Source organism: Bradyrhizobium sp. USDA 4451 (genome assembly GCF_054822585.1).
This window is the reverse complement of the sequence record NZ_JBTRCH010000001.1, coordinates 3,741,851-3,761,454: the sequence shown is the minus strand read 5'-3', so window position 1 is coordinate 3,761,454 and position 19,604 is coordinate 3,741,851. Positions and strand designations below refer to the sequence as shown.

The 19,604-nt window shown below is 63.5% G+C and carries 17 protein-coding genes; 5 read left to right on the top strand and 12 right to left on the bottom strand.

The window, feature by feature from the left end:
• Positions 1 to 148: 148 nt before the first annotated feature.
• The 7 genes from ACVMB0_RS17360 to ACVMB0_RS17330 all read right to left on the bottom strand — a co-directional run bounded on the left by ACVMB0_RS17360 (position 149) and on the right by ACVMB0_RS17330 (position 9,220).
• Positions 149 to 772, bottom strand: coding sequence for a flavin reductase family protein (locus ACVMB0_RS17360; RefSeq protein WP_461347078.1), 624 nt, complete (start codon positions 770 to 772; stop codon positions 149 to 151).
• Positions 773 to 904: 132 nt separating this feature from the next.
• A complete protein-coding gene (locus tag ACVMB0_RS17355) occupies positions 905 to 1,513 on the bottom strand; it encodes a TetR/AcrR family transcriptional regulator (protein ID WP_461347077.1) in 609 nt (202 codons plus the stop codon).
• 21 nt (positions 1,514 to 1,534) lie between these two features.
• Positions 1,535 to 4,672 carry an efflux RND transporter permease subunit gene (locus ACVMB0_RS17350; protein ID WP_461347076.1) on the bottom strand — a complete coding sequence of 1,046 codons (3,138 nt, stop codon included), beginning with the start codon at positions 4,670 to 4,672 and terminating at the stop codon, positions 1,535 to 1,537.
• Between the two features lie 130 nt (positions 4,673 to 4,802).
• Positions 4,803 to 5,909 carry an efflux RND transporter periplasmic adaptor subunit gene (locus ACVMB0_RS17345; RefSeq protein ID WP_461347075.1) on the bottom strand — a complete coding sequence of 369 codons (1,107 nt, stop codon included), beginning with the start codon at positions 5,907 to 5,909 and terminating at the stop codon, positions 4,803 to 4,805.
• A 291-nt stretch (positions 5,910 to 6,200) separates the two neighbouring features.
• Positions 6,201 to 7,526 (bottom strand): MFS transporter, encoded by a 1,326-nt coding sequence (locus tag ACVMB0_RS17340; RefSeq protein WP_461347074.1) that lies wholly within the window; start codon positions 7,524 to 7,526, stop codon positions 6,201 to 6,203.
• Between the two features lie 213 nt (positions 7,527 to 7,739).
• Positions 7,740 to 8,903, bottom strand: a complete 1,164-nt coding sequence (locus ACVMB0_RS17335) for a winged helix-turn-helix domain-containing protein (RefSeq protein WP_461347073.1) — start codon at positions 8,901 to 8,903, stop codon at positions 7,740 to 7,742.
• Between the two features lie 74 nt (positions 8,904 to 8,977).
• Complete coding sequence (locus ACVMB0_RS17330) at positions 8,978 to 9,220, bottom strand: hypothetical protein (protein ID WP_461347072.1); 243 nt, start codon at positions 9,218 to 9,220, stop codon at positions 8,978 to 8,980.
• A gap of 156 nt (positions 9,221 to 9,376) precedes the next feature.
• On the opposite strand from ACVMB0_RS17330, the gene ACVMB0_RS17325 reads away from it, so the two are divergent.
• A complete protein-coding gene (locus ACVMB0_RS17325) occupies positions 9,377 to 10,006 on the top strand; it encodes an OmpA family protein (protein WP_461347071.1) in 630 nt (209 codons plus the stop codon).
• A 56-nt stretch (positions 10,007 to 10,062) separates the two neighbouring features.
• On the opposite strand, the gene ACVMB0_RS17320 is transcribed toward ACVMB0_RS17325, so the two are convergent.
• Complete coding sequence (locus ACVMB0_RS17320) at positions 10,063 to 11,367, bottom strand: phospholipid carrier-dependent glycosyltransferase (RefSeq protein WP_461347070.1); 1,305 nt, start codon at positions 11,365 to 11,367, stop codon at positions 10,063 to 10,065.
• A gap of 239 nt (positions 11,368 to 11,606) precedes the next feature.
• Here ACVMB0_RS17320 and ACVMB0_RS17315 point away from each other — a divergent pair, with 239 nt between their 5' ends.
• Together ACVMB0_RS17315 and ACVMB0_RS17310 are read left to right on the top strand one after the other, a co-directional pair.
• On the top strand, positions 11,607 to 12,317 hold the full coding sequence (locus tag ACVMB0_RS17315) for a FecR family protein (RefSeq protein ID WP_461347069.1): 711 nt from the start codon (positions 11,607 to 11,609) through the stop codon (positions 12,315 to 12,317).
• A 2-nt stretch (positions 12,318 to 12,319) separates the two neighbouring features.
• Entirely contained in the window at positions 12,320 to 13,498 is a 1,179-nt protein-coding gene (locus ACVMB0_RS17310; RefSeq protein WP_461347068.1) for a hypothetical protein, read from the top strand.
• Between the two features lie 108 nt (positions 13,499 to 13,606).
• Here the strand turns inward: ACVMB0_RS17310 and ACVMB0_RS17305 are convergent, their stop codons facing one another.
• From ACVMB0_RS17305 to ACVMB0_RS17295, 3 genes are all read right to left on the bottom strand, one after another.
• On the bottom strand, positions 13,607 to 13,936 hold the full coding sequence (locus ACVMB0_RS17305) for a hypothetical protein (protein WP_461347067.1): 330 nt from the start codon (positions 13,934 to 13,936) through the stop codon (positions 13,607 to 13,609).
• A gap of 188 nt (positions 13,937 to 14,124) precedes the next feature.
• A complete protein-coding gene (locus ACVMB0_RS17300) occupies positions 14,125 to 14,448 on the bottom strand; it encodes a hypothetical protein (RefSeq protein WP_461347066.1) in 324 nt (107 codons plus the stop codon).
• Between the two features lie 114 nt (positions 14,449 to 14,562).
• On the bottom strand, positions 14,563 to 16,233 hold the full coding sequence (locus ACVMB0_RS17295; protein ID WP_461347065.1) for a glycosyltransferase family 39 protein: 1,671 nt from the start codon (positions 16,231 to 16,233) through the stop codon (positions 14,563 to 14,565).
• A 627-nt stretch (positions 16,234 to 16,860) separates the two neighbouring features.
• Between ACVMB0_RS17295 and ACVMB0_RS17290 the strand changes: the two genes are divergently transcribed.
• Together ACVMB0_RS17290 and ACVMB0_RS17285 are read left to right on the top strand one after the other, a co-directional pair.
• Complete coding sequence (locus tag ACVMB0_RS17290; RefSeq protein WP_461347064.1) at positions 16,861 to 17,532, top strand: response regulator; 672 nt, start codon at positions 16,861 to 16,863, stop codon at positions 17,530 to 17,532.
• Positions 17,532 to 18,935 (top strand): sensor histidine kinase, encoded by a 1,404-nt coding sequence (locus tag ACVMB0_RS17285; protein WP_461349670.1) that lies wholly within the window; start codon positions 17,532 to 17,534, stop codon positions 18,933 to 18,935. Before ACVMB0_RS17290 ends, ACVMB0_RS17285 begins: the two co-directional genes overlap by 1 nt.
• Positions 18,936 to 19,041: 106 nt before the next feature.
• On the opposite strand, the gene ACVMB0_RS17280 is transcribed toward ACVMB0_RS17285, so the two are convergent.
• Entirely contained in the window at positions 19,042 to 19,476 is a 435-nt protein-coding gene (locus ACVMB0_RS17280) for a VOC family protein (protein ID WP_461347063.1), read from the bottom strand.
• Positions 19,477 to 19,604 lie beyond the last annotated feature (128 nt).

Here is a 19,604-nt window from a genome sequence, read left to right as displayed (position 1 = left end):
TTGCGAGTGACGGTTTTTCATCACCACGGGCGGAAATTTCACATTGTTGTGGTTTCTGGTTCCGTCATTGCGAGCGAAGCGAAGCAATCCATCTATCCCATGCGCTGAACGATGGATTGCTTCGCTTCGCTCGCAATGACGGACAAGCTCAATCCGGCCGGACCATCTCGAACATGTTTTCCGGCTTGATCTCGAAGTAGTCCCCTCTCCGCCCGGCGCGGACGATCGGGTGCGCGAGGCCGGTCTGGTAGACGCCGTCCTTGATGAAGGCCTTGTCGATGTGGACCGCGACGACCTCGCCGAGGGTCAGCCAGGCCTCCGCTTTCTTGCCGTCGGCGCCCTGGAGCTGGATGATCTGGCTGACCTTGCACTCGAACGACACTGGGCTTTCGGCGACGCGCGGCACGTTGACGAGCTTGCCGGGTACCTGCGTCAGGCCGGCGAGCTTGAACTCGTCGACATCACGCGCGACATGCGCCGCGGTCGCGTTCATGTGCCTGGCCAGATCCATCGTCGCCAGATTCCAGACGAACTCGCCGGTGTCCTGGATGTTGGCGACAGAGTCCTTCCAGTTGGTGGAGGAGAAGCCGATGATCGGCGGCACGTAGCAGAACGCGTTGAAGAAGCTGTAGGGCGCGAGATTGACGTTGCCGGCCTTGTCGCGCGACGAGATCCAGCCGATCGGCCGCGGCGCGACGATGGCGTTGAACGGATCGTGCTTCAGGCCATGGCCGTTCTTCGGCTCGTAGAAATGCAGGTCTTTGTCGCTCACGGCGCAGCCCCTTCGTCGTTCCGGGATGGTGCGTTAGCACCAGACCCGGAATCTCGAGATTCTGGGTTCGATGCTTACGCATCGCCCCGGAATGAGGGGAGAGTCAACTGACGAAAATGTCAGCCGTGGCGCTCAATGGGTGCGGGCGCGCGGCGACAGGCCGGCGATCACGAAATCGATCATCTGGTCGATGGTCGGACCCGGCTTGGTGGCGCATTGGGCGATCATCTGCGGGTGGAAGAACCGCATCATCGCCGTGCAAGCGCACAGCGCCGCGACCTCCAGATCCCCGACCTCGAATTCGCCCGAGGCCGCGCCCTGCGCGATCACCTCGCCGATTATCTGGCCGATCAGCTGCATGTGGGCGACGCAGACGTCCCAATCCTCCTGCATCGCGATCTCGACCATCTCGTGCAGCTTGGAATCGGCGACATAGCGCTCGGTGTTCATCCGATTGATGGTCGTCATCATCTGGCGCAGGCGCGCCGCCGCCGGCCCTTCCGACCGGGCGATGCGCTGCGCCTCGACCTCGACCCCGCCCATCAGGCTGCGTGCCACGCCCTCGTGAATCGACTTCTTCGAATCGAAGAAGCGATACACGTTGGCGGGGCTCATCCGCAGCTCTTTGGCGATGTCGGCGACCGTGGTCTTCTGGTAGCCGATCTGCCGGAACAAGCGCTCCGCCACCACGAGAATCCGTTCGCGGGTGTCGGTTTCGCTATGTTCCTGGATCAGTGTCATGTTGGCCTGCTCAATCTTCAATTATTCAGCGGCTTCAGCAAGCGGAAATGCGCGTTGCGCATCGCCGGCATGCTGCGGCGCAGTATTGATTTGCTCGGGGCCGCTCTCCTCGAGGGTCTTGCGGAACCAGAGGGCGTAAAGGCCCGGCAGATACAGCAAGGTCAGGAAAGTCGCAACAAACAAACCGCCCATGATGGTGATCGCCATCGGGCCCCAGAACGCCGAGCGCGACAGCGGGATCATGGCGAGGATCGCCGCGAGCGCGGTCAGCACCACCGGCCGGGCGCGCCGGACGGTGGCCTCGACGATCGCCTCGCGCCGGGTCAGGCCGGACGCCACGTCGCTCTCGATCTGATCGACCAGGATCACGGTGTTACGCATGATCATGCCGGCGAGCGCGATCAGGCCGAGCAGCGCCACGAAGCCGAACGGCTGATTGGCGACGTTCAAGCCCAGCGAGGCACCGACGATGCCGAGCGGCGCGGTCAGGAACACCAGCGTCAAGCGCGAGAAGCTCTGCAACTGAATCATCAGGAGCGTCAGCATCACCATCACCATCACCGGGAAGAGGATGAAGATCGACGCATTGCCCTTGGCGGATTCCTCGAACGCCCCGCCCGGCTCGATCCGGTAGGCCGGCTCGAGATGAGCCTGGATATCCTTGAGCTTCGGCGAGATCTGGTTGGTGACGTCGGGCGCCTGCACGCCGTCGACGACGTCAGAGCGCACGGTGATCGCCATGTCGCGGTTGCGCCGCCACAGGATCGGCTCCTCATGCGCATATTCGATTTTTGCAATTTGCTGTAGCGGGACCGCGACGCCGTTGCGTGACGTGATGGTGAGATCTCCGACGCGGCCGAGATCGAGCCGCTCAGACGGCACCGCACGGGCGACCACGCCGACCTTCTCGATGCCGTCGCGGATCGTGGTGACCGGCGCGCCCGAGATCAGCATGGCGAGCGCCTGCGAGACGTCCTGCGGGGTCAGGCCGAGCGCGCGCGCCCGATCCTGGTCGACGGCGAGCTTGAGGTAAGGCGACTGCTCGTTCCAGTCGAGCTGGACGTCCTTGACGTTCTTGTTCTGGCGCATGACATCGCGGACTTGGTATGCGATGTCGCGCACCTTGTTGGCATCGGGCCCGATCACGCGGAACTGGACCGGGAAGCCGACCGGCGGACCGAAGTTGAATCGGTCGACCCGCACCCGCGCCTCGTTCAGCGCTCCGTCGGCGGCGGCCTGCTCGATCTTCGCCTTGACGCGCTCGCGAGCCTCGACGTTCTTGGCGAGGATCACGATCTCGGCGAAGGCCTCGTTCGGCAGCTGCGGATTGAGGCCGAGCCAGAAGCGCGGCGAACCCTGGCCGACATAGGCCGTATAGGTCTGGATGTCCTGATCGTCCTTCAGGAGCCCTTCGGCCTTCTTCACCGCCTTTTCGGTGACGTTGAAGGCAGTGCCTTCCGGCAGGCGCAGTTGCAGGAACAGTTCGGGCCGCTCCGACAGCGGGAAGAACTGCTGCTGGACGTGGCCGAAGCCCACGATGGCGGCGACGAACACGCCGACGGTCGCGACCACCACCTTGATGCGGTGATCGACGCACCACTGCACGACGCTGCGCAAGGCCCGATACATCCGCGTCTCGTAGATCGCATGCGGATCGTGGTTCTGGTGCACCTTGATGTTGGGCAGCAGCTTGACGCCGATATAGGGCGTGAAGATCACCGCGACGAACCAGGAGGCGACCAGCGCGATCGCCACGATCCAGAAGATGCCGCCGGCATATTCGCCGACTGCCGAATTGGCAAAGCCGATGGGGAGGAAGCCAGCGGCCGTGACCAGCGTCCCCGTGAGCATCGGAAACGCAGTCGATTCCCAGGCAAAGGACGCCGCCTTCATGCGGTCCCAGCCCTGTTCCATTTTCACCACCATCATCTCGACCGCGATGATGGCGTCGTCGACCAGCAGGCCGAGCGCAATGATCAGCGCGCCGAGCGTGATGCGGTGCAGATCGAGCGACATCGCGTTCATCACGATGAAGACGATGCCGAGCACCAGCGGCACCGACAGTGCCACCACGATGCCGGTGCGCCAGCCGAGCGCGACAAAGGAGACGAACAGCACGATCGCGAGCGCCTCGACGAAGGAGTGCACGAACTCGCCGACGGCGTGCTCGACCACCTTGGGCTGATCGGCGATCTGCTGGATGTCGATGCCCTGCGGCACCGCCTTCATGAACTCGGCGGTGGCCTGCTGGACCTCCTTGCCGAGCTCGAGGATGTTGGCGCCCTTGGCGGTGACGACACCGATGCCGAGCGCGGGCTTGCCTTCCTGGCGCACCACGAAGCTCGGCGGATCGACATAGCCGTGGGAGACGGTTGCGATATCCCCGAGCCGGAACACGCGGCCATTGCTCTCGACCGGCGTCTCGGAAACGGCCTTGACGCCGTCAAGCGCGCCGGTGACGCGCAGCGGCACGCGCTGCGACGACGTCTCGACGATGCCGGCGGGCGTGACGTTGTTCTGCTTGGCAAGCGAATCGAACAGCGCCTGCGGCGTGATGCCGAGCGTCGCCAGCTTGGCATGCGAGAACTCGACGAAGATGCGCTCGTCCTGAGTGCCGTAGAGGTCGATCTTGGTCACCCCCGGCACCTTCAGCAGGCGCTGGCGGAAACCTTCCGCGACCTTCTTGAGCTGCGCATAATTGGCGCCATCGCCGGTCATCATATAGAGGATCGAATCGACATCGGAGAATTCGTCGTTGACCACGGGGCCGAGGATGCCGGAAGGCAGCTCGCCCTGCACGTCGACCAGCTTCTTGCGCAACAAATAGAAGAGGTAGGGCACGTCCTTCGGCGAGGTCGAATCCTTGAAGGAGACCTGCATCGCCGTGAAGCCGGGCTTGGAATAGGTCTGCACCTTGTCGAAGAACGGCAGTTCCTGCAGCTTCTTCTCGATCGGATCGGCGACCTGCATCTGCATTTCCTGTGAGGTCGCGCCCGGCCACATCACCGAGACGTTCACCACCTTGACGGTGAAGAACGGATCCTCGGCGCGGCCGAGCTTCTCGTAGGAGAAGAAGCCGGCGACGCCGAGGATGATCATCAGGAACAGCACCAGCGTCGGATGGCTGACCGCCCAGGCCGAAAGGTTGAAGCGCTTCATGTCAGACTCCAATTCCCCAAACCGTTACCGCCACGGCCGTCATTGCGAGGAGCGTTAGCGACGAAGCAATCCACACTTGTCTTGCTGCGAGATGGATTGCTTCGCTTCGCTCGCAATGACGGAACATTAATCAAAACGACAGCGACGAGACGACCCGTACCTTCTGGCTCGGATCGAGTTTCTGCACACCGAGGGCGACCACCTTGGCGCCGTCGTCGACGCCGCCGGAGATCACGACATTGTTGCTCTCATAGGCCTTCACCTTGACCGGCTTCAGCGCGATGTCGCCCTTGTCGTCGACGATGTAGAGCGAGGGATCGCCGCCCTGGCTGTACAGCGCCGACAACGGCAACTTGGCGACGCGCTCGCTCGCCTTGTCGGCCAGGGTCAGGGTTGCGGTCATGCCGAGCGAGACGGCCTCGTCGGCGTCAGGCAGCGAGAACTTTGCGAGATAGGTGCGGGTGGCGGGATCGGCCTGCGGCGCGACCTCGCGCAGTTTCGCGGCGTAGCTCTTCTTCGCGTCCGACCACAGCGTCACCGTGGCAACGCCCGACCTGGCACGAGCAAGAAGCGTCTCTGGGATCGCGACGACAGCTTCTTTCTCGCCAAGTCGGGCGACACGGATCGAAGCCTGGCCCGCGGCAACCACCTGGCCGGGCTCGATCATGGTCGCTGTGACGACACCCCGGGTGTCGGCCACGAGCGTTGCGTAAGAGAGAGAGTTCTTGGTCAGTTCGACCGAGCGCTCGGCGCGGTTCAGCCGCGCCCGGGCCTCGTCGCCGGCGGCCTTGGCGGAATCGAGCGCGGCATCGGTGGTCCAGCCCTTGGCCTTCAGGTCCTTGGCGCGCTGCTCGGCGGCCGCGGCCTGCGCCAGCACGCCGGTGGCGGCGCTGAACTCGGCCTCCGCCTGCTCGGCCTGCAGCTTCAAATCGACCTCGTCGAGGGTGGCCAAGGGCTCGTCGACGTCGACTGTCTGTCCGACCTCGACCAGCCGCTTGGCCACCTTGCCGGCAACCCGAAAGCCCATATCGGCCTCGATACGGGGCTTGATGGTGCCGACAAAGCTGCGTTCAGGGGTCTCAGCTTCGTAACGGACGGTCGCCACCAGAACGGGGCGTCCGGGATCGGCAGCTTCGGCCGCCTTTTCGTTGCAGCCGGTCAGCGCGAACACCGCAAAAGCCAGCGACGCTCCGGTTAAGAGCCTGTAGTAGCTCGATAAAACGGAACGAACGAACATCTGAAATCTCCATCGGCTGACGACTGATGAAGACTATCTATTTATCACTGATGAATGTCAATATTCGTCAGTGATAACCAATTCGTGAGGTCGGCCATGGTGGGCTTCGGATTGGCAGGGATTTGTGAGGACGTAGCCCGGATGGAGCGAAGCGCAATCCGGGGACCGTTGTCACGTCGGCGACCTCCCGGATTTCGCTTCGCTCCATCCGGGCTACGCACTGTGCATGGGGTTGTTTTCGACTTTTTGTTCGAGCCGGCGACGAGGGTGCCGGTTCCGGATTCCGGGTCGCTACTTCGCCCCCGCGAATTCGGTCTTGGTCTCGTGGCTGCCCAGGAACACCAGCAGTCCCGCCGCGAGCGGCAGCAGCGCCAGCACCAGTAGCCCGGTCGACGTGCTGCCGGTTGTCTCCTTCACCCAGCCGATCAGATAGGGCCCGAGGAAACCGGCGAGGTTGCCGATCGAGTTGATCAGCGCGATCGCGCCGGCGGCCGCGGTGCCGGACAGCCAGGCGGTCGGCAGCGTCCAGAACACCGCAAAGGTGCAGAACACGCCGATCGCGGCGACCGTCAGCACGAGCATGGTCGTGGTCGGATCGGTGATGTAGCTGGAGACGGCGAGCGCCAGCGCGGTCAGCAACAGCGGCGCGCCGACGTGGAATACGCGCTCGCGCGTGGCGTCCGACCGCCGCGCCCACAGGATCATCGCGACGGTGCCGACCGCATAGGGGATCGCGGTGACGAAACCGGTCTGCGCGTTGGTCAGGCCGAACGCCTTGACGATCTGCGGCAGCCAGAACTGCATGCCGTAAAGCGAGGCGACGAAGCCGAAATAGATCGCGCTCAGTGCCAGCACCTTCGGCGAAGACAGCGCCTCGAACAGCGTGAAGTGCTTGGCGGCCTGCTTGGCCGCCACCTCGGCATCGAGCTTCGCCTTCAGCCACGCCTTCTGCTCGGTCGAGAGCCAGTCGGCCCGCTCCGGCCGGTCGGTGAGATAGAACCAGGTGACGATGCCGAGCAGCACCGAGGGCACGCCCTCGATGATGAACAGCCATTGCCAGCCCTTCAGGCCCATGACGCCGTCGAGCCCGAGCAGAAGCCCGGAGATCGGCGCGCCGATCGCGGTCGAGACCGGGACGGCGATCGCGAAGGCGGCAAGGAAGCGCGCGCGATATTCGGCCGGATACCAGTAGGTGAGATAGAGAATGATGCCGGGGAAGAAACCGGCCTCGGCGACGCCGAGGAAGAAGCGCAGCGCGTAGAAGCTGTGCTCGTCATAGACCGCCGCCATCAAGCCCGAGAGGATGCCCCAGCTGACCATGATGCGGGCGATCCATTTGCTGGCGCCGAACCGCTCCAGCGCCAGATTGCTCGGCACCTCGAAGATGAAATAGCCGATGAAGAAGATCCCGGCACCGAACGAGAACACCAGCGGCGAGAACTTCAGCTCCGCGTTCATGGTGAGGGCGGCGAAGCTGAGATTGACGCGGTCGAGATAGGAGAAGAAGTAGGCCAGGATCAGGAACGGGATCAGCCGCCAGGAGATCGCGCGGATGGTGGACGTTTCGATCTCGCTGCGGGCGCCGCTGCTGGGCGCGATCGTCGCGGTCTGGCTCATCTGTATCCCCCCGAAATATTGCTTGCCTTGACGATTATTGGGTGGCCCGGCATTCGGCAATGGCAAAAACTCATAGCACACAGCACAAACGGGAACCCGAGCCGGTTTCCACGGTGTCATTGCGAGGAGCGATAGCGACGAAGCAATCCATCTGTTCGCCTTGCGGCGCCATGGATTGCTTCGCTTCGCTCGCAATGACGGCTAGACCGCCGTCTAATCCGCGAGCTGGAAACGTTCGAAGCGGTCGAGCTCCTCCTCGATGCGGCGCTTAAGCTCCTTGCGCGTCGCCTGTTTCTTGCCGTTGCCGACCCAGCTCCATTTCTGCATCAGCAGCTTCTTGTTCTGCCGGTCGGTCTTGAGGTCGAGCGCGGCGACGATGTCGTCGCCGACCAGCACCGGTAGCGCGAAATAGCCGAACAGGCGCTTCTCCTTCGGCACATAGGCCTCGAAGCGGTGGCCATAGCCGAAGAACAGCTCCGTGCGCTTGCGCTGGATGATCAGCGGATCGAACGGCGAGAGGATGTGCACCAGGGACGGATTCCCCTCGCCGATCGCGTCCAGCACCTCGGGGCGCGCCCAATGCTCCTGCTTGCCGGCGCCGTCGAGCGCGATCTGGACCAGTTCCTTGCGGCGCACCCGCGCCTCGATCAGGCTGCGCACCGCCTTCTTGCTCGGCGCGTCCAGATGGCAGACCGAATCCAGGCTGACGATGCCCTGCGAGCGCAGCGCGCGGTCGAGCAGATAGGCCGTCCGGGCCGAGGCCGGCGCCGGCTTCGGCGGCTTGTCCCAGCCGAAATGCCTGCCCATCAGCTCGTAGGTCTTGAGCATGCCGTTGCGCTCGCTGATCGTGACCACGCCGCCATAGAAGGCGAGCTGCAACGCCCGCTTGGAGGGTTTGCGGCTCTGCCAGAGATGCTCCTTCTCGGTCAGCACATCGTCGTCGATGTCGCGGATGGTCAGCGGTCCCTCGCGCAGCAGCCGCATGATCTTGCGGGTGTCCGCCGGGGTGACCGACGAGAACCATTTATGGCCGTCGCGCTTGTGCGCCCTCATCGCCGGCAGGAAGATATTGATGTCCTTGGACGGCACGTAGGACAACGCGTGCGTCCAGTATTCGAACACGCTCTTGTCCTGGCTCTGCGCCTGCTTGAGGTCGGCGCGGCGATAGTCCGGGATCCGGGTGAACAGGACGTGGTGATGGCAGCGCTCGATCACGTTGATGGTGTCGATCTGCACATAGCCGAGATGGTCGACGGCGGCCGCCACCGCCGACGCGCCCTCCCCGAACGGCGTCTGCGTATCCAACCGCTGCGCACGCAGCCAGATGTGGCGGGCGGCAGCATTGTTCAGGGATAAGGGTTCGGCGGCGCGGGGCATTGCCCCGGCAATGTAGTGAGATTCGCGGCGCTGTGGAGAGCCGCACGAGGGAAATCAGCCGCGCGCCAGGACGGCTATGCCGGTCCGACGACCCGCCGCAACCAGGGAACGTCCCGCATCGCCGCTGCGAGCGCTGCGCCCTCCTCGTCGAAGACCCGGGACGCATGACCGCCGACTGGAAACCAGCCGCTGCCGTCTTCGACGTCCCGCCGGTATTCCTCGAAGCCGATGGTCCGGTCCGGGCGAACGAAGATATCGACGCAGCGCGCGGCATCCTCGTCATTGATCGAACGAAGCACGCGATTGACGTGGGCCATGTTGCTCGCCCTCTCCGTTGCCGTCTGCCTGCACAGGGTCCCGAAAATCGCACTGTGATATACGTCACATACGGGACTTTGAACCAGTCCTAGGTTCCCGGCATCAAAACGACAGCAAGCCAAAACCGGCTGGCCGCGTATCTAAGGACGAAAACGATGACCCGCTCCTTTTCCCTGTCTCTTTTGACAATCGGCGCTGCGCTGTCGATGACGGCGGGCGTTGCACTGGCCGGCAGCGATACCGTCCCGGCCGCCCAGATCCTCAACGCGCTGAAGCCGAAGTCGGCCACCCGCAGCTTCTCCGGCGCGCCGGCCGACCCGGCCGCGACGGCCAGGGAGACGAGCTTCCTCAACACCGTTCGCAACCGGCAGACCCGCTCGCTGTCACTGGGCGAGCGCCAGGAGATCGCCGACATCGCCGCCAGCAAGCCGAAGATCGATCTGGAGATTCACTTCGACTACAACTCGGCCGCCATTGCCAAGGGCTCGACCGAGGCGGTGCAGGAGCTCGGCAAGGCGCTGTCGGATGCCAGCATGAAGGGCTCGACCTTCGTCGTCGCCGGCCATACCGATGCGATCGGCGGCGAGGCCTATAACCAGGACCTGTCGGAGCGCCGCGCCGACACCATCAAGAAATATCTGGTCGAGCATTACGGCCTGAACGGCTCGGACCTCGTGACCGTCGGCTACGGCAAGACCCGGCCGAAGGACCCGAACGCGCCGATGGACCCGACCAATCGCCGCGTGCAGGTCGTCAACATGGATACCAAGACGGCGCAGCAGTAATCGCCCGCACACGATCCGCCGCTTCCCGGCAGGCGGTTCGATTGATCCCACGAGCTTCAAATCCAGTTCTGGAACAGCATCAGCCGATTGAAGGTCGCCATCGAGGTCCCGATGCCGGCGGCGGTGACCGGCAGCATCGCGACGAATCCTGCGCATGCGACCGCCACGAAAGCCCACAACAGCCAGCGCGGCGCGCCCTTGCTGGTCAGGGCGTGGACCAGCACGAAGCTCGCGGTGGTCGCCGCCGGCAGATAGTAATAGATGAAGCCGAGCGTGCGCGGCAGCAGTGCCCAGGCGAGATACGGGCCGAGGTAGAACGCCAGCACGAGAAACGCAGTGCGGCCGCGCCCGACGATCCAGTCGCGCAGCGCGACGATCAGCGCGATCAATGCCGGCCACAGCACCAGCGGGTTGCCGAGACACACGATCGCGGCGAAAGCGTCGTCACCAACCTTCTCGAACAGAAACCAGACCGGGCGCGCCAGCAACGGCCAGGACGGCCACGAGCTCATATAGGTGTGGCCGGCGATCGCGGTCGTGGTGTTGTCGGCAAAGATGCGGCGCTGCGCTTCGACGAGGCCGGACCATGAGAGCCCGTAGAGCGGCACGAACGTCGCCAGATAGACGGCCGACGGGAGCAGCACGAAACACGCGGTGAAGTGCGCAAGACGGAAATCCGGCCACAGGTCCGGCCGGTACCAATCCTCCGCGCTGGCGTCGGCAAAGCGCGTGCGCCAGCCCTGCATCAGGCGGATCACCGCGACGATGGCGATGCAGGTCGCGAGCACGAACAGGCCGCTCCATTTGCAGGCGCTCGCAAGCCCCGCGGCCAGTCCCGCCAGCGCGAACGCGGTGTGCGGCCGTTGCTGCCTGAAACCATGGATGAAGGCGGCGACCGCAAACAGGCAGAAGGCAAGCGCGAAAATATCCAGCATCGCGATCCGCGACTGCACGAACAGCATCTGGTTGAAGAAGGCGATCAGCACGGCGGCGACCGCGCGCTCCTGCGATGCGAACAGCGCGAACGCGCCGAGATAGATCGCGACCAGCGACAGCGCCCCGAACAACGCACCCGGATAACGCCATCCAAGCGGCCCATCGCCAAACGCCTTGATCGAGAGCGCGATGATCTCCTTGGCAAGCGGCGGATGCATCGGGTTGAGGATCGGCCCCTCGGTCACCGGCAACAGCATCTGCCGTGCCGCCGGCACGTAATGCACCTCGTCGAAATAGAGCTTGTCGGGCGTCGTGATCCCGAGCAGCAGCACGACATGCGCAACGACGAAGATGACGGCCGCAACGATCGCCGTACGCGCGGCCGGGCAGCGGTCAACAGCAGACGATTTGCTTGCGGTACTCAATGGGCGTGCACGATGAGAAGGGAACGAGTGTGAGCGAAGTGTGAGCTACGCGCGTTCGCGACGCGTGTGACTCTGTGACGTGTGTGATCGGAACTCACGTTCACGTCCGCACCGTTGAACGTAGTCGAATCGACGGACACTAACCATCCAATCACCTCGGCGAAGCTTGTGACAAATATACAATATCAGATGCGCACACGATCCGGTACGATGACGCGGTTAAGTTGATCGGTATCGCAATGAATTCGCCTCGCCGCTTTTTCTTCCTGCCAGCACTCGGCCTTGCCGTCGCATTGACGGCCCATCCCGCTCAGGCGCAAAGTCGCGTTGGCGAAGCGGCGATGGTGAAGAACGAGGTCCTCCGTGTTGCGGCCGCGACGACGCCGATCAGTGTCGGCGACGCGCTGCTGCGCGATGAGACGGTGCGCACCGGTCTCGAGAGCGCGGCGCGGCTGGTGATGGCCGACAGCACCAACCTCTCGCTCGGGCCGAACGCCTCGCTCAAGCTCGATCGCACCGTGTTCGACGACGAGCATCACTATCGCGACGTGGCGATCCGCCTGACCTCGGGCGCGTTCCGCTTCGTCACCGGCCATTCGGAAAAGGCCGCCTACAAGATCACGACGCCGCTTGCGACCATCGGCGTTCGCGGCACGGTGCTCGATATCCTGTCACAGCGCGGCAAGACCATTGTGGTGTTGCAGGAAGGCGGATCGACGGTGTGCACGTCGAACCGGCAGTGCATCGACCTGACCCAGCCCGGCGACACCGCGATCATCACCTCGAGCGGCGGCCGCACCACGATCCAGAAGACCAACAACCCGCCCTGGACCTTTGCCGCGACCTGCAGCCAGTCGGCGGGGCTCTGCACCGTCACCCAGTATGCGGACGCGACGCCGGTGACGCCGCCGGTCAATGACGATCCCACCGGCATGCTGTGCGGACGGTGAGCATGGCGCGCCGCATCCATCATGTGGTCCTGTCGGCGGCGCTGACGATCGCGCTGGCGGTCGCGATGCTGCACGCACTGGCCGCACCGGCCCAGGCGCAGACTCCAACGTCGAATTGTACGTCTGTTCCCTCGACCGACACGTTCGTGCCGAACTGCAGCACGTCGACCCCCACGCCGACGCCCACTCCCACATCGACGCCGACACCGACACCGACCCCCACGCCGACACCGACGCCGAGCCCTTCCCCGACGCCAACTCCAACGCCCACACCGACGCCGACGCCGATCACCGGCGCGCCGTCGAGCGGCAGTTCGATCAACAGCCTCGCCGACCAGCGCTTCAACCAGATGATCACCAACCGCGTGCTCGGATCGGTGCTGCTCGGCGTCAACGAGCAGGTCAATTGCGACGATTGCATCAGCGCGTTCGGCTCGGCCGGTTCGTTCTCGGCCGGCATCCATGGCCGCAAGACCATCACGCCGAATCTGTCGCTGCTCGCCGGCATCGCCTACACGCAGTATGGCGAGGGCGGCTACAACGTCACCAGCGCGCCGATCGGCGCGTTCGCGCTGCGTTACGACTTCGTCGACTGGGGCTCCTCGCGACCGTTCTTCGACATCGGCACCATCCTCTCGCCGTCCGAGAAGGTGCGCTACACCCGCAACTACGCCACGAGCCTCGGCCCGGTGTCGGTCACCGGCCAGACCTCGAGCGAGAATTACGGCGTCTACGGCCGCGCGGGCTGGATCAACCGGCTGTCGGCACGCGACGAGGTCGCGGCCTCGGTCGAGGTCTGGCAGCAACGGGTCAAGGGCTACAGCGATCCCGCGGTTGCCTTCAATCCGTTCGACGCCACCATCGCCGACGGCACCGATCGCACCAGCCTGGTCAAGATCGGCGGCCAGTGGACGCATCTGTTCGGCTCGAACATCGAAGCCAACATCAATGGCGGCTGGGTGCAGTCGTTCGCCACCCATTCCGGCATCGTCGCCACCGTCACCGGCGACGGCACCATCGTGCCGACGATCGGCAACCAGGGCTGGTTCGAATATGGCGGCCGCGTCGGCTTCCGCATCACCAAGGGCTGGGTCGCCGACATCTTCCTCAACGGCACCGCCGGACCGCAGCCGGTCGGCAACACGGTCCATGGCGGCGTCGGGCTGCGGATCAGCTATTAGCTAGCTGATGGTCGTCGCCGGCATCGCGCCGACGTGCGGGTCCTGCCAGCAATCTGCTGGCAGCTGCCGCGTCACAACGCGTCGGCCGGCGACGATACCGATCTACGTTCAATCGTTGTCCCAATAGCCGTCCGAGTAGCCTTCCCGGTAGCCGGATGTATATCCGTGGTCATATCCGCCCGGATATTCGTCGCCATAGTCGTATACGTGACGGTGGTAGTGGACGACCGGGGCAGGCGAATAATAGTCCCGCTCGTAGACATGGGCTGGAGCCGCCCGGGCAGTCATGGTGGAGCCTAACAGGGCGCCGACGGCGAGACCGCCAACGATGCCGACAGCCACGGCATCGCCGCGCCGGCCACGCGCCGCAGCTTCCGTCGGCGCAAGACCGCCAATGACGATCACGGCGACGGCCGATAGAACAGCTACTCGTTTCATTCAAGCATATCCTTATATTGAGTTCAGTCGCCGCGCTGGTCGACGGTAGCGATCGCCGATCGGGCTTACCGCAGGATGACGTCGCGGCGGGACCCGCGTTCTCCGTGCGCCGCCGCGCCCGTTCGGTCATCGCGCCCGAATCGCCTGCGCCGAGCGCTCGGGACGCGACGAACAACACCTCCCACCTCCTAGAACGTGACGAGGTCCTTGATCTCGGTCCTGACAAATCGCGGCACGACCCGTCTTGCCACGAAGTCGTTCCAATCCTTGAACTTCGACTTCGACCTCGCCTCCGTGATTGCGGTAACGCCGCGGACGCTGAGGTGCGGAATCTTCACCAGCTCGCTGACAGGAGCGGTGTTGAGATTGATCCGTTCGACGCGACTGGCAGCCTCTCGTGCCGCAGGCGCCTGGTGGCTCGAACCGGTCTTTGATGGAGATGTCTGCGCGAACGCGGTGGCACCGATCACGGCGCAAACGCCGAGGCTGATGCAAACCAATCTAACAAGCATGGACTGCTATCCTTCGTGATGAGACGCCCTTGACCCGGCTGCCGATAAAGCGGCGACCGATTACCGCAAGATTACGATCGCGATCGTCGTCGCGACATTCGGCGATCAATTCGGTCAGCGCATCAAGCCGAACCGGTTTTGCGAGTCCACGCTTCCGTCGGCGGAGATACGTGTCGTGCCCGGATCAACATCACCGGCGAGGCTTGAGGATGTGCTGTCCGGCTCGCGAAGTGGCGCGACCAGGAATGCAACGAGGTTTCGTTTGACGCCGGCAATTCCGAACAAGCTCGATCGAACGGAAAATTCGCGCCGGACATAGCTTCCGGCATGGGCTGCCATTCGCTCGGTCCATTCAATGCAGTCGACTTGGTCATCGAAGCAAAGCGCTGCCCAGCCACGCTCCGGCATCACCTGGCGAGGCAATGCCAGTGAATATTGGTACGCGAAGGGATCGCCATAGTGCGGGTGATCGGGGCTATAGAACGCCACCGCAAGCCCGAGGCTATCGTTGCCTCCGACGATCGACAGAGGGGTTCCGATCTGCTCGTGCCACAGGCGGGTGAGTTCGTCCGCCGCCTGGTGGTAAAAGCTTCGTCCCTCCTCATATCCGTGGCTGTTGCGGTAGAGCGCATGAAGCGGGGCCGCGATCACGGCGGCACCGATCGCTATTCCTGCAACAAGCAGCGCTGCATTGACCGTGTAGAAGCGCTCGATCCGGTAGCTTGTGCTGCAAACGACGGGCACAGCCAGCAGAAACAATCCTTGCAGCGCCCACAGCGACGGAAGGTCGGTGCAGAGGAAAATGGATGTGACGACGGGAAGAGCGATCGTGCCGATCGCGATGTGGCAGACCAGTTTCAGATCGGGCTCCGAGGCCGCGATGTCGCGAGCAAGGCGCCTTGCTCGATACCCGGCGATCAGCATCCATGTCGCGACGGACAGACTGGCCGCTGCGGCAAGCCCTAACAGGAAATTGGCGGCGTCTTGCGGGGACGAAAGGAAATCGGCCCGCACATGGGTCGCTGCATAGTAGACAGGTTCCGCGCCCGTCTCGGCCAGCCATTGCAGATGCGGGCATAGCGCAAGCAGCCCGGCCGCGGTCGATATCCAGGGCGAGCTGGAGGTAAAATAGGCGCGCCGCGCGGGGTGAAGGATTGCCGCCAACGCGAAGCTCGCCACCAGAAAGATCGAATAGTATTTGCCCAGCATTGCGAGAGACGCGGTCAATCCGGCAGCCATCGCCCAGAGCGGCGCCCTGGTTTCAAAGGCGCGGAGAAAACAGTAGGTCGCAAGCGGCCAGACAGCGAGCAACACGGCATTGGCGTTGAAGCGCTGGGCATGAAACTGGTAGGCCGGGGTCAGCATCAGCAGCAGCAACACGATCAGACGCTTGTGTCCGCTCACAAACCGTCTCGCTATGAGGTCGACGAACCACAACGCCAGCGCTGCGTTGGTCATCGCCATCAGCTGCAACGACCAGTCGGTGAGCGGAAAGACCGAGGTCCACGCGCCGGTCATCCAGCCCATCAGCGGCGGGTGCTTGGGATAACCCCACGCGAAATGCCGTCCGTACGTCCAGGTCTCCAGCACGTCCGGATGCAGGCCGGCGCCGTGATAGGCCACTGACAGATACAGCGTCCAGATGCCTGCGAAGCAGACGAGCAGCAATGGGATCGACCATCCCGTCTCTATTCCATCCAGCCATCGATTGAACGGGCGGCGCCAGGACGCAGGGCAGCGATCTGACCGCTTGGCCATCACCGAGAACGCAAAATCGACCGCCATGATGTTCAGAAGCCCGACTGCCGGAGGCGGCGATCGCGACGTGCAATGCGAATTGCGTTGAGCGGCCGAGAAGCACATGTTCGCCACCCGATCCGATGACATCCCTCGCGACCGCAGCGGTCGGTTCTCCCGGCGATCCCGTCGATCTCCCGCACCCGATCGAACATGATCCGAGATCCTCGTCTTGGTGTTGCTGACGCCGTGTCGGCGCCTTCCACCGACATGCTCTTCACAGCGAGCATTACGATAGCCTGACGTGGCGCGGCTCATGCCTGCGATGACGTGCCCACGCGCATGCCGGCGGCCGTCATTCGCTCGTAAGGTTGATCGATATCTCTTGCGCACAGGTCCCATGGAGGAGATGCGCCTGCACAAGCGCTATCATGATGGTCGTGACGCTGACTGGTTTGGCAGCGCCGGCCTCCGGAGCCGACGCTGGTTACGCGACAGCAGTCGCAAGGATCATTGGCGGCCTGCCGCCGGCGCGAGCGGGCTGATGGAGCCGACGCAAAAAATGCAACCACATCAATCTGTTGAGCTAGAGAATCGGACTTTTCAAGCCGGCCGTAATGTTATTGTAATCTGTCCGTAATGGGTGGCGCCGTATTTCATGCTTGGGAGAATACGGTGCGCGTTCTGGTCGTGGAGGATGACCCTCAGCTTGGGCCATGGCTGCGGGATACTCTAGCTGCGGCCTTCGGTTCGTCTGACATGGTCGCCACACTCGAGGAGGGGCGAGCCGCAGTCGCTGTGCGAAACTTCGACCTCGTGGTGATCGACCGCGGACTGCCGGACGGCGACGGTCTCGCCTTGCTGCGCGACCTCAAGCAACAGAAACCTAGCCCTGCGACGATCGTGCTGACGGCACTCGATGATCCGATCGATATTGCGCGTGCCCTCGACGAAGGGGCGGACGACTATGTAGCCAAACCTTTTGAACCGATCGAGCTGGTTGCGCGAGCAAGGGCCGTGCTCCGACGTCTCTTCCTGGACCGCGGGGCGATCGTTCGCATCGGCAATCTGAGCTACGACGTGCTCAATCGCGAGGTCTGCGTCGATCACACGCCAATTGTCGTTCCACGACGCGAATTGGCGATCCTGGAAGCAATGGTGCGGCGAATAGGCCGCGTTGTCCTGCGCGAGACTCTTGAAGTCGCCGCTTACAGTTTTGACGATGAGATACAATCAAACGCGATCGAGGCACACGTTTCGCGGCTGCGCCGACGTCTTCGTGCGGCCAACTGCAAGGTCGTCATCAAACCGGTGCGTGGCCTCGGATATCTCTTGACTGGTGAATGATGATGTTGAAGTGGCAAACGCTCAAGCGCAGCCATCGCTCGATTGCGGTGCTGTCCGCGACGCTGATCGGCGCGGTGACGACCATCATGCTGCTCTGCGCAGCCGCCTTGCTCATCCGATTCGGCGGTGACGATGACGGCACATGGGCGGCCGCCGACGTCGCCGACGCGTTGAAGGAGGCCGTCACCCGCAACGAAGCCGGACAGCTCGCGCTCAAGCCGACATCGAGGCTGGAGGAGATCACCCGCAATTTCCCGACATTCTGGTATGTCGTGTCCGACAAGAGTGGAGAGGTCAGCTACGGCCCTGTACCAAAGTGGCGTCCACAGAAGACCCAGACATCCCGTGACGGGACGAGTTTCCTCGCCTACGCGTTTGACGGCGAAACCACCAATCTGAAGAAGATGGCCGCCGTCAGAAACACACCTGTGGGAGAGGTCTGGATTGAAACCGGTGGTGTGGCCTATACCGCCAGCCAATTGACGACCGGCATGCTCACCGATGCGACGATCGTTGCGCTTCCCATCATCCTTGTTCTGGCAGCAACGGCGATTACCGCGATGGTTTTCGTACCGACGCTCATCGCGCGTCCCGTCCGGGCCGTCGCGGCGGCCGCCGAGACGATCGATGGTGTTTCAGATGGCCGCCGACTGCCCGAGGCAGATGCGCCAACCGAACTCTTGCCTCTCGTGGCGGCGTTCAACCGCGCGCTGTCGCGAATAGACGTCGCTTCAAGGGCGCAACGAAACTTCCTGTCAAATGCGGCGCACGAGCTTCGTACGCCGTTGACCAATGCGCGCACCATCATCGAGCAGGTTGAGGACCCCGTGTTGCGCACCAGGCTGATCGCCGAGAACCAGAAGCTGTCATCGATTGTCACCATGCTGCTCCAGCTGGCGCGCATCTCGGCGGAGCCCGCCGAACTGGTCGAACTGGACCTTGCGGCGCTCGCCCGCCGAGTTGCGGCCGAGCACGTGCCGATGGCGTTGAAGAATGGCAGCGACGTCGAATTCATCGAGCCTTCGCACCCGGTCTGGGTTCGTGGCTCGGAAGCTGCGATCGCGGTCGCGCTTTCGAATCTGATCCGAAACGCCGTGACTCATGGCGAGGCGGGCGGCTCTGTCCTCATCAAGGTCGGCGCACCCGCGCGATTGAGCGTGATCGACTTCGGATCGGGTCTCCAACCGGGGCAGCCCGAACGTCTGCTTGAGCCCTTCACACGCGGAAGCACACGCATGGAAGGAACAGGGTTAGGGCTTTCGATTGTTTCCCAGGTGATGACCACCCACAACGGCAGCGTTTCCCTGTCCGACACGCCTGGAGGCGGCGCCACGGTCGAACTGAACTTTCCGTTCTGTCGGCAATCCGACACTCCTCCCGGGATACGAGCCGCCCAGGCATGACCGGCGCATGGCCGAACGACATCTCCGCCGCCTGAAGTCTCGCAATCCGCCGCGAAGCGGATTGCGACCTGTCGCTCACCTTGGAATGCCTCGAATGCGCAGCGGCTCAGGCGGTCGCCGCACTCTGCGCCTTGGTTGCGGCTTCGACGTCCATCCACATCACTTCCCAGATGTGCCCGTCGGGATCCTCGAAGCTGCGGCCATACATGAAGCCGTAATCCTGCTTCGGCGACGGATCGGCGCTGCCGCCGGCGCCCTTCGCCTTGGTCACGTAGCCGTCGACGGCGTCGCGGTTCTCGGCCGAGAGGCAGATCAGCACTTCGCTGGTGGTTTTGGCATCGGCGATGGTCTTCGGCGTGAACTGCCGGAATTTGTCGTGGGTCAGCAGCATCACGAAAATCGTCTCGGAGATCACCATGCAGGAGGCGGTGTCGTCGGAGAACTGCGGATTCTTGCTGGCGCCGATCGCCTCGTAGAACGCGGTGGCGCGGGCCAGATTGCTGACCGGCAGGTTGACGAAGATCATTGTGGGATTGGCCATGAGGGGCACTCCAGTTGGCGGGGTTGTGCCCCGAGGACGAACCGCATAGCCGGATTCCGACATCCGCTGTAAGAAATTTTAGCACCTCATTCCGGGGCGATGCGGAGCATCGACCCTCAGGTGCGCAA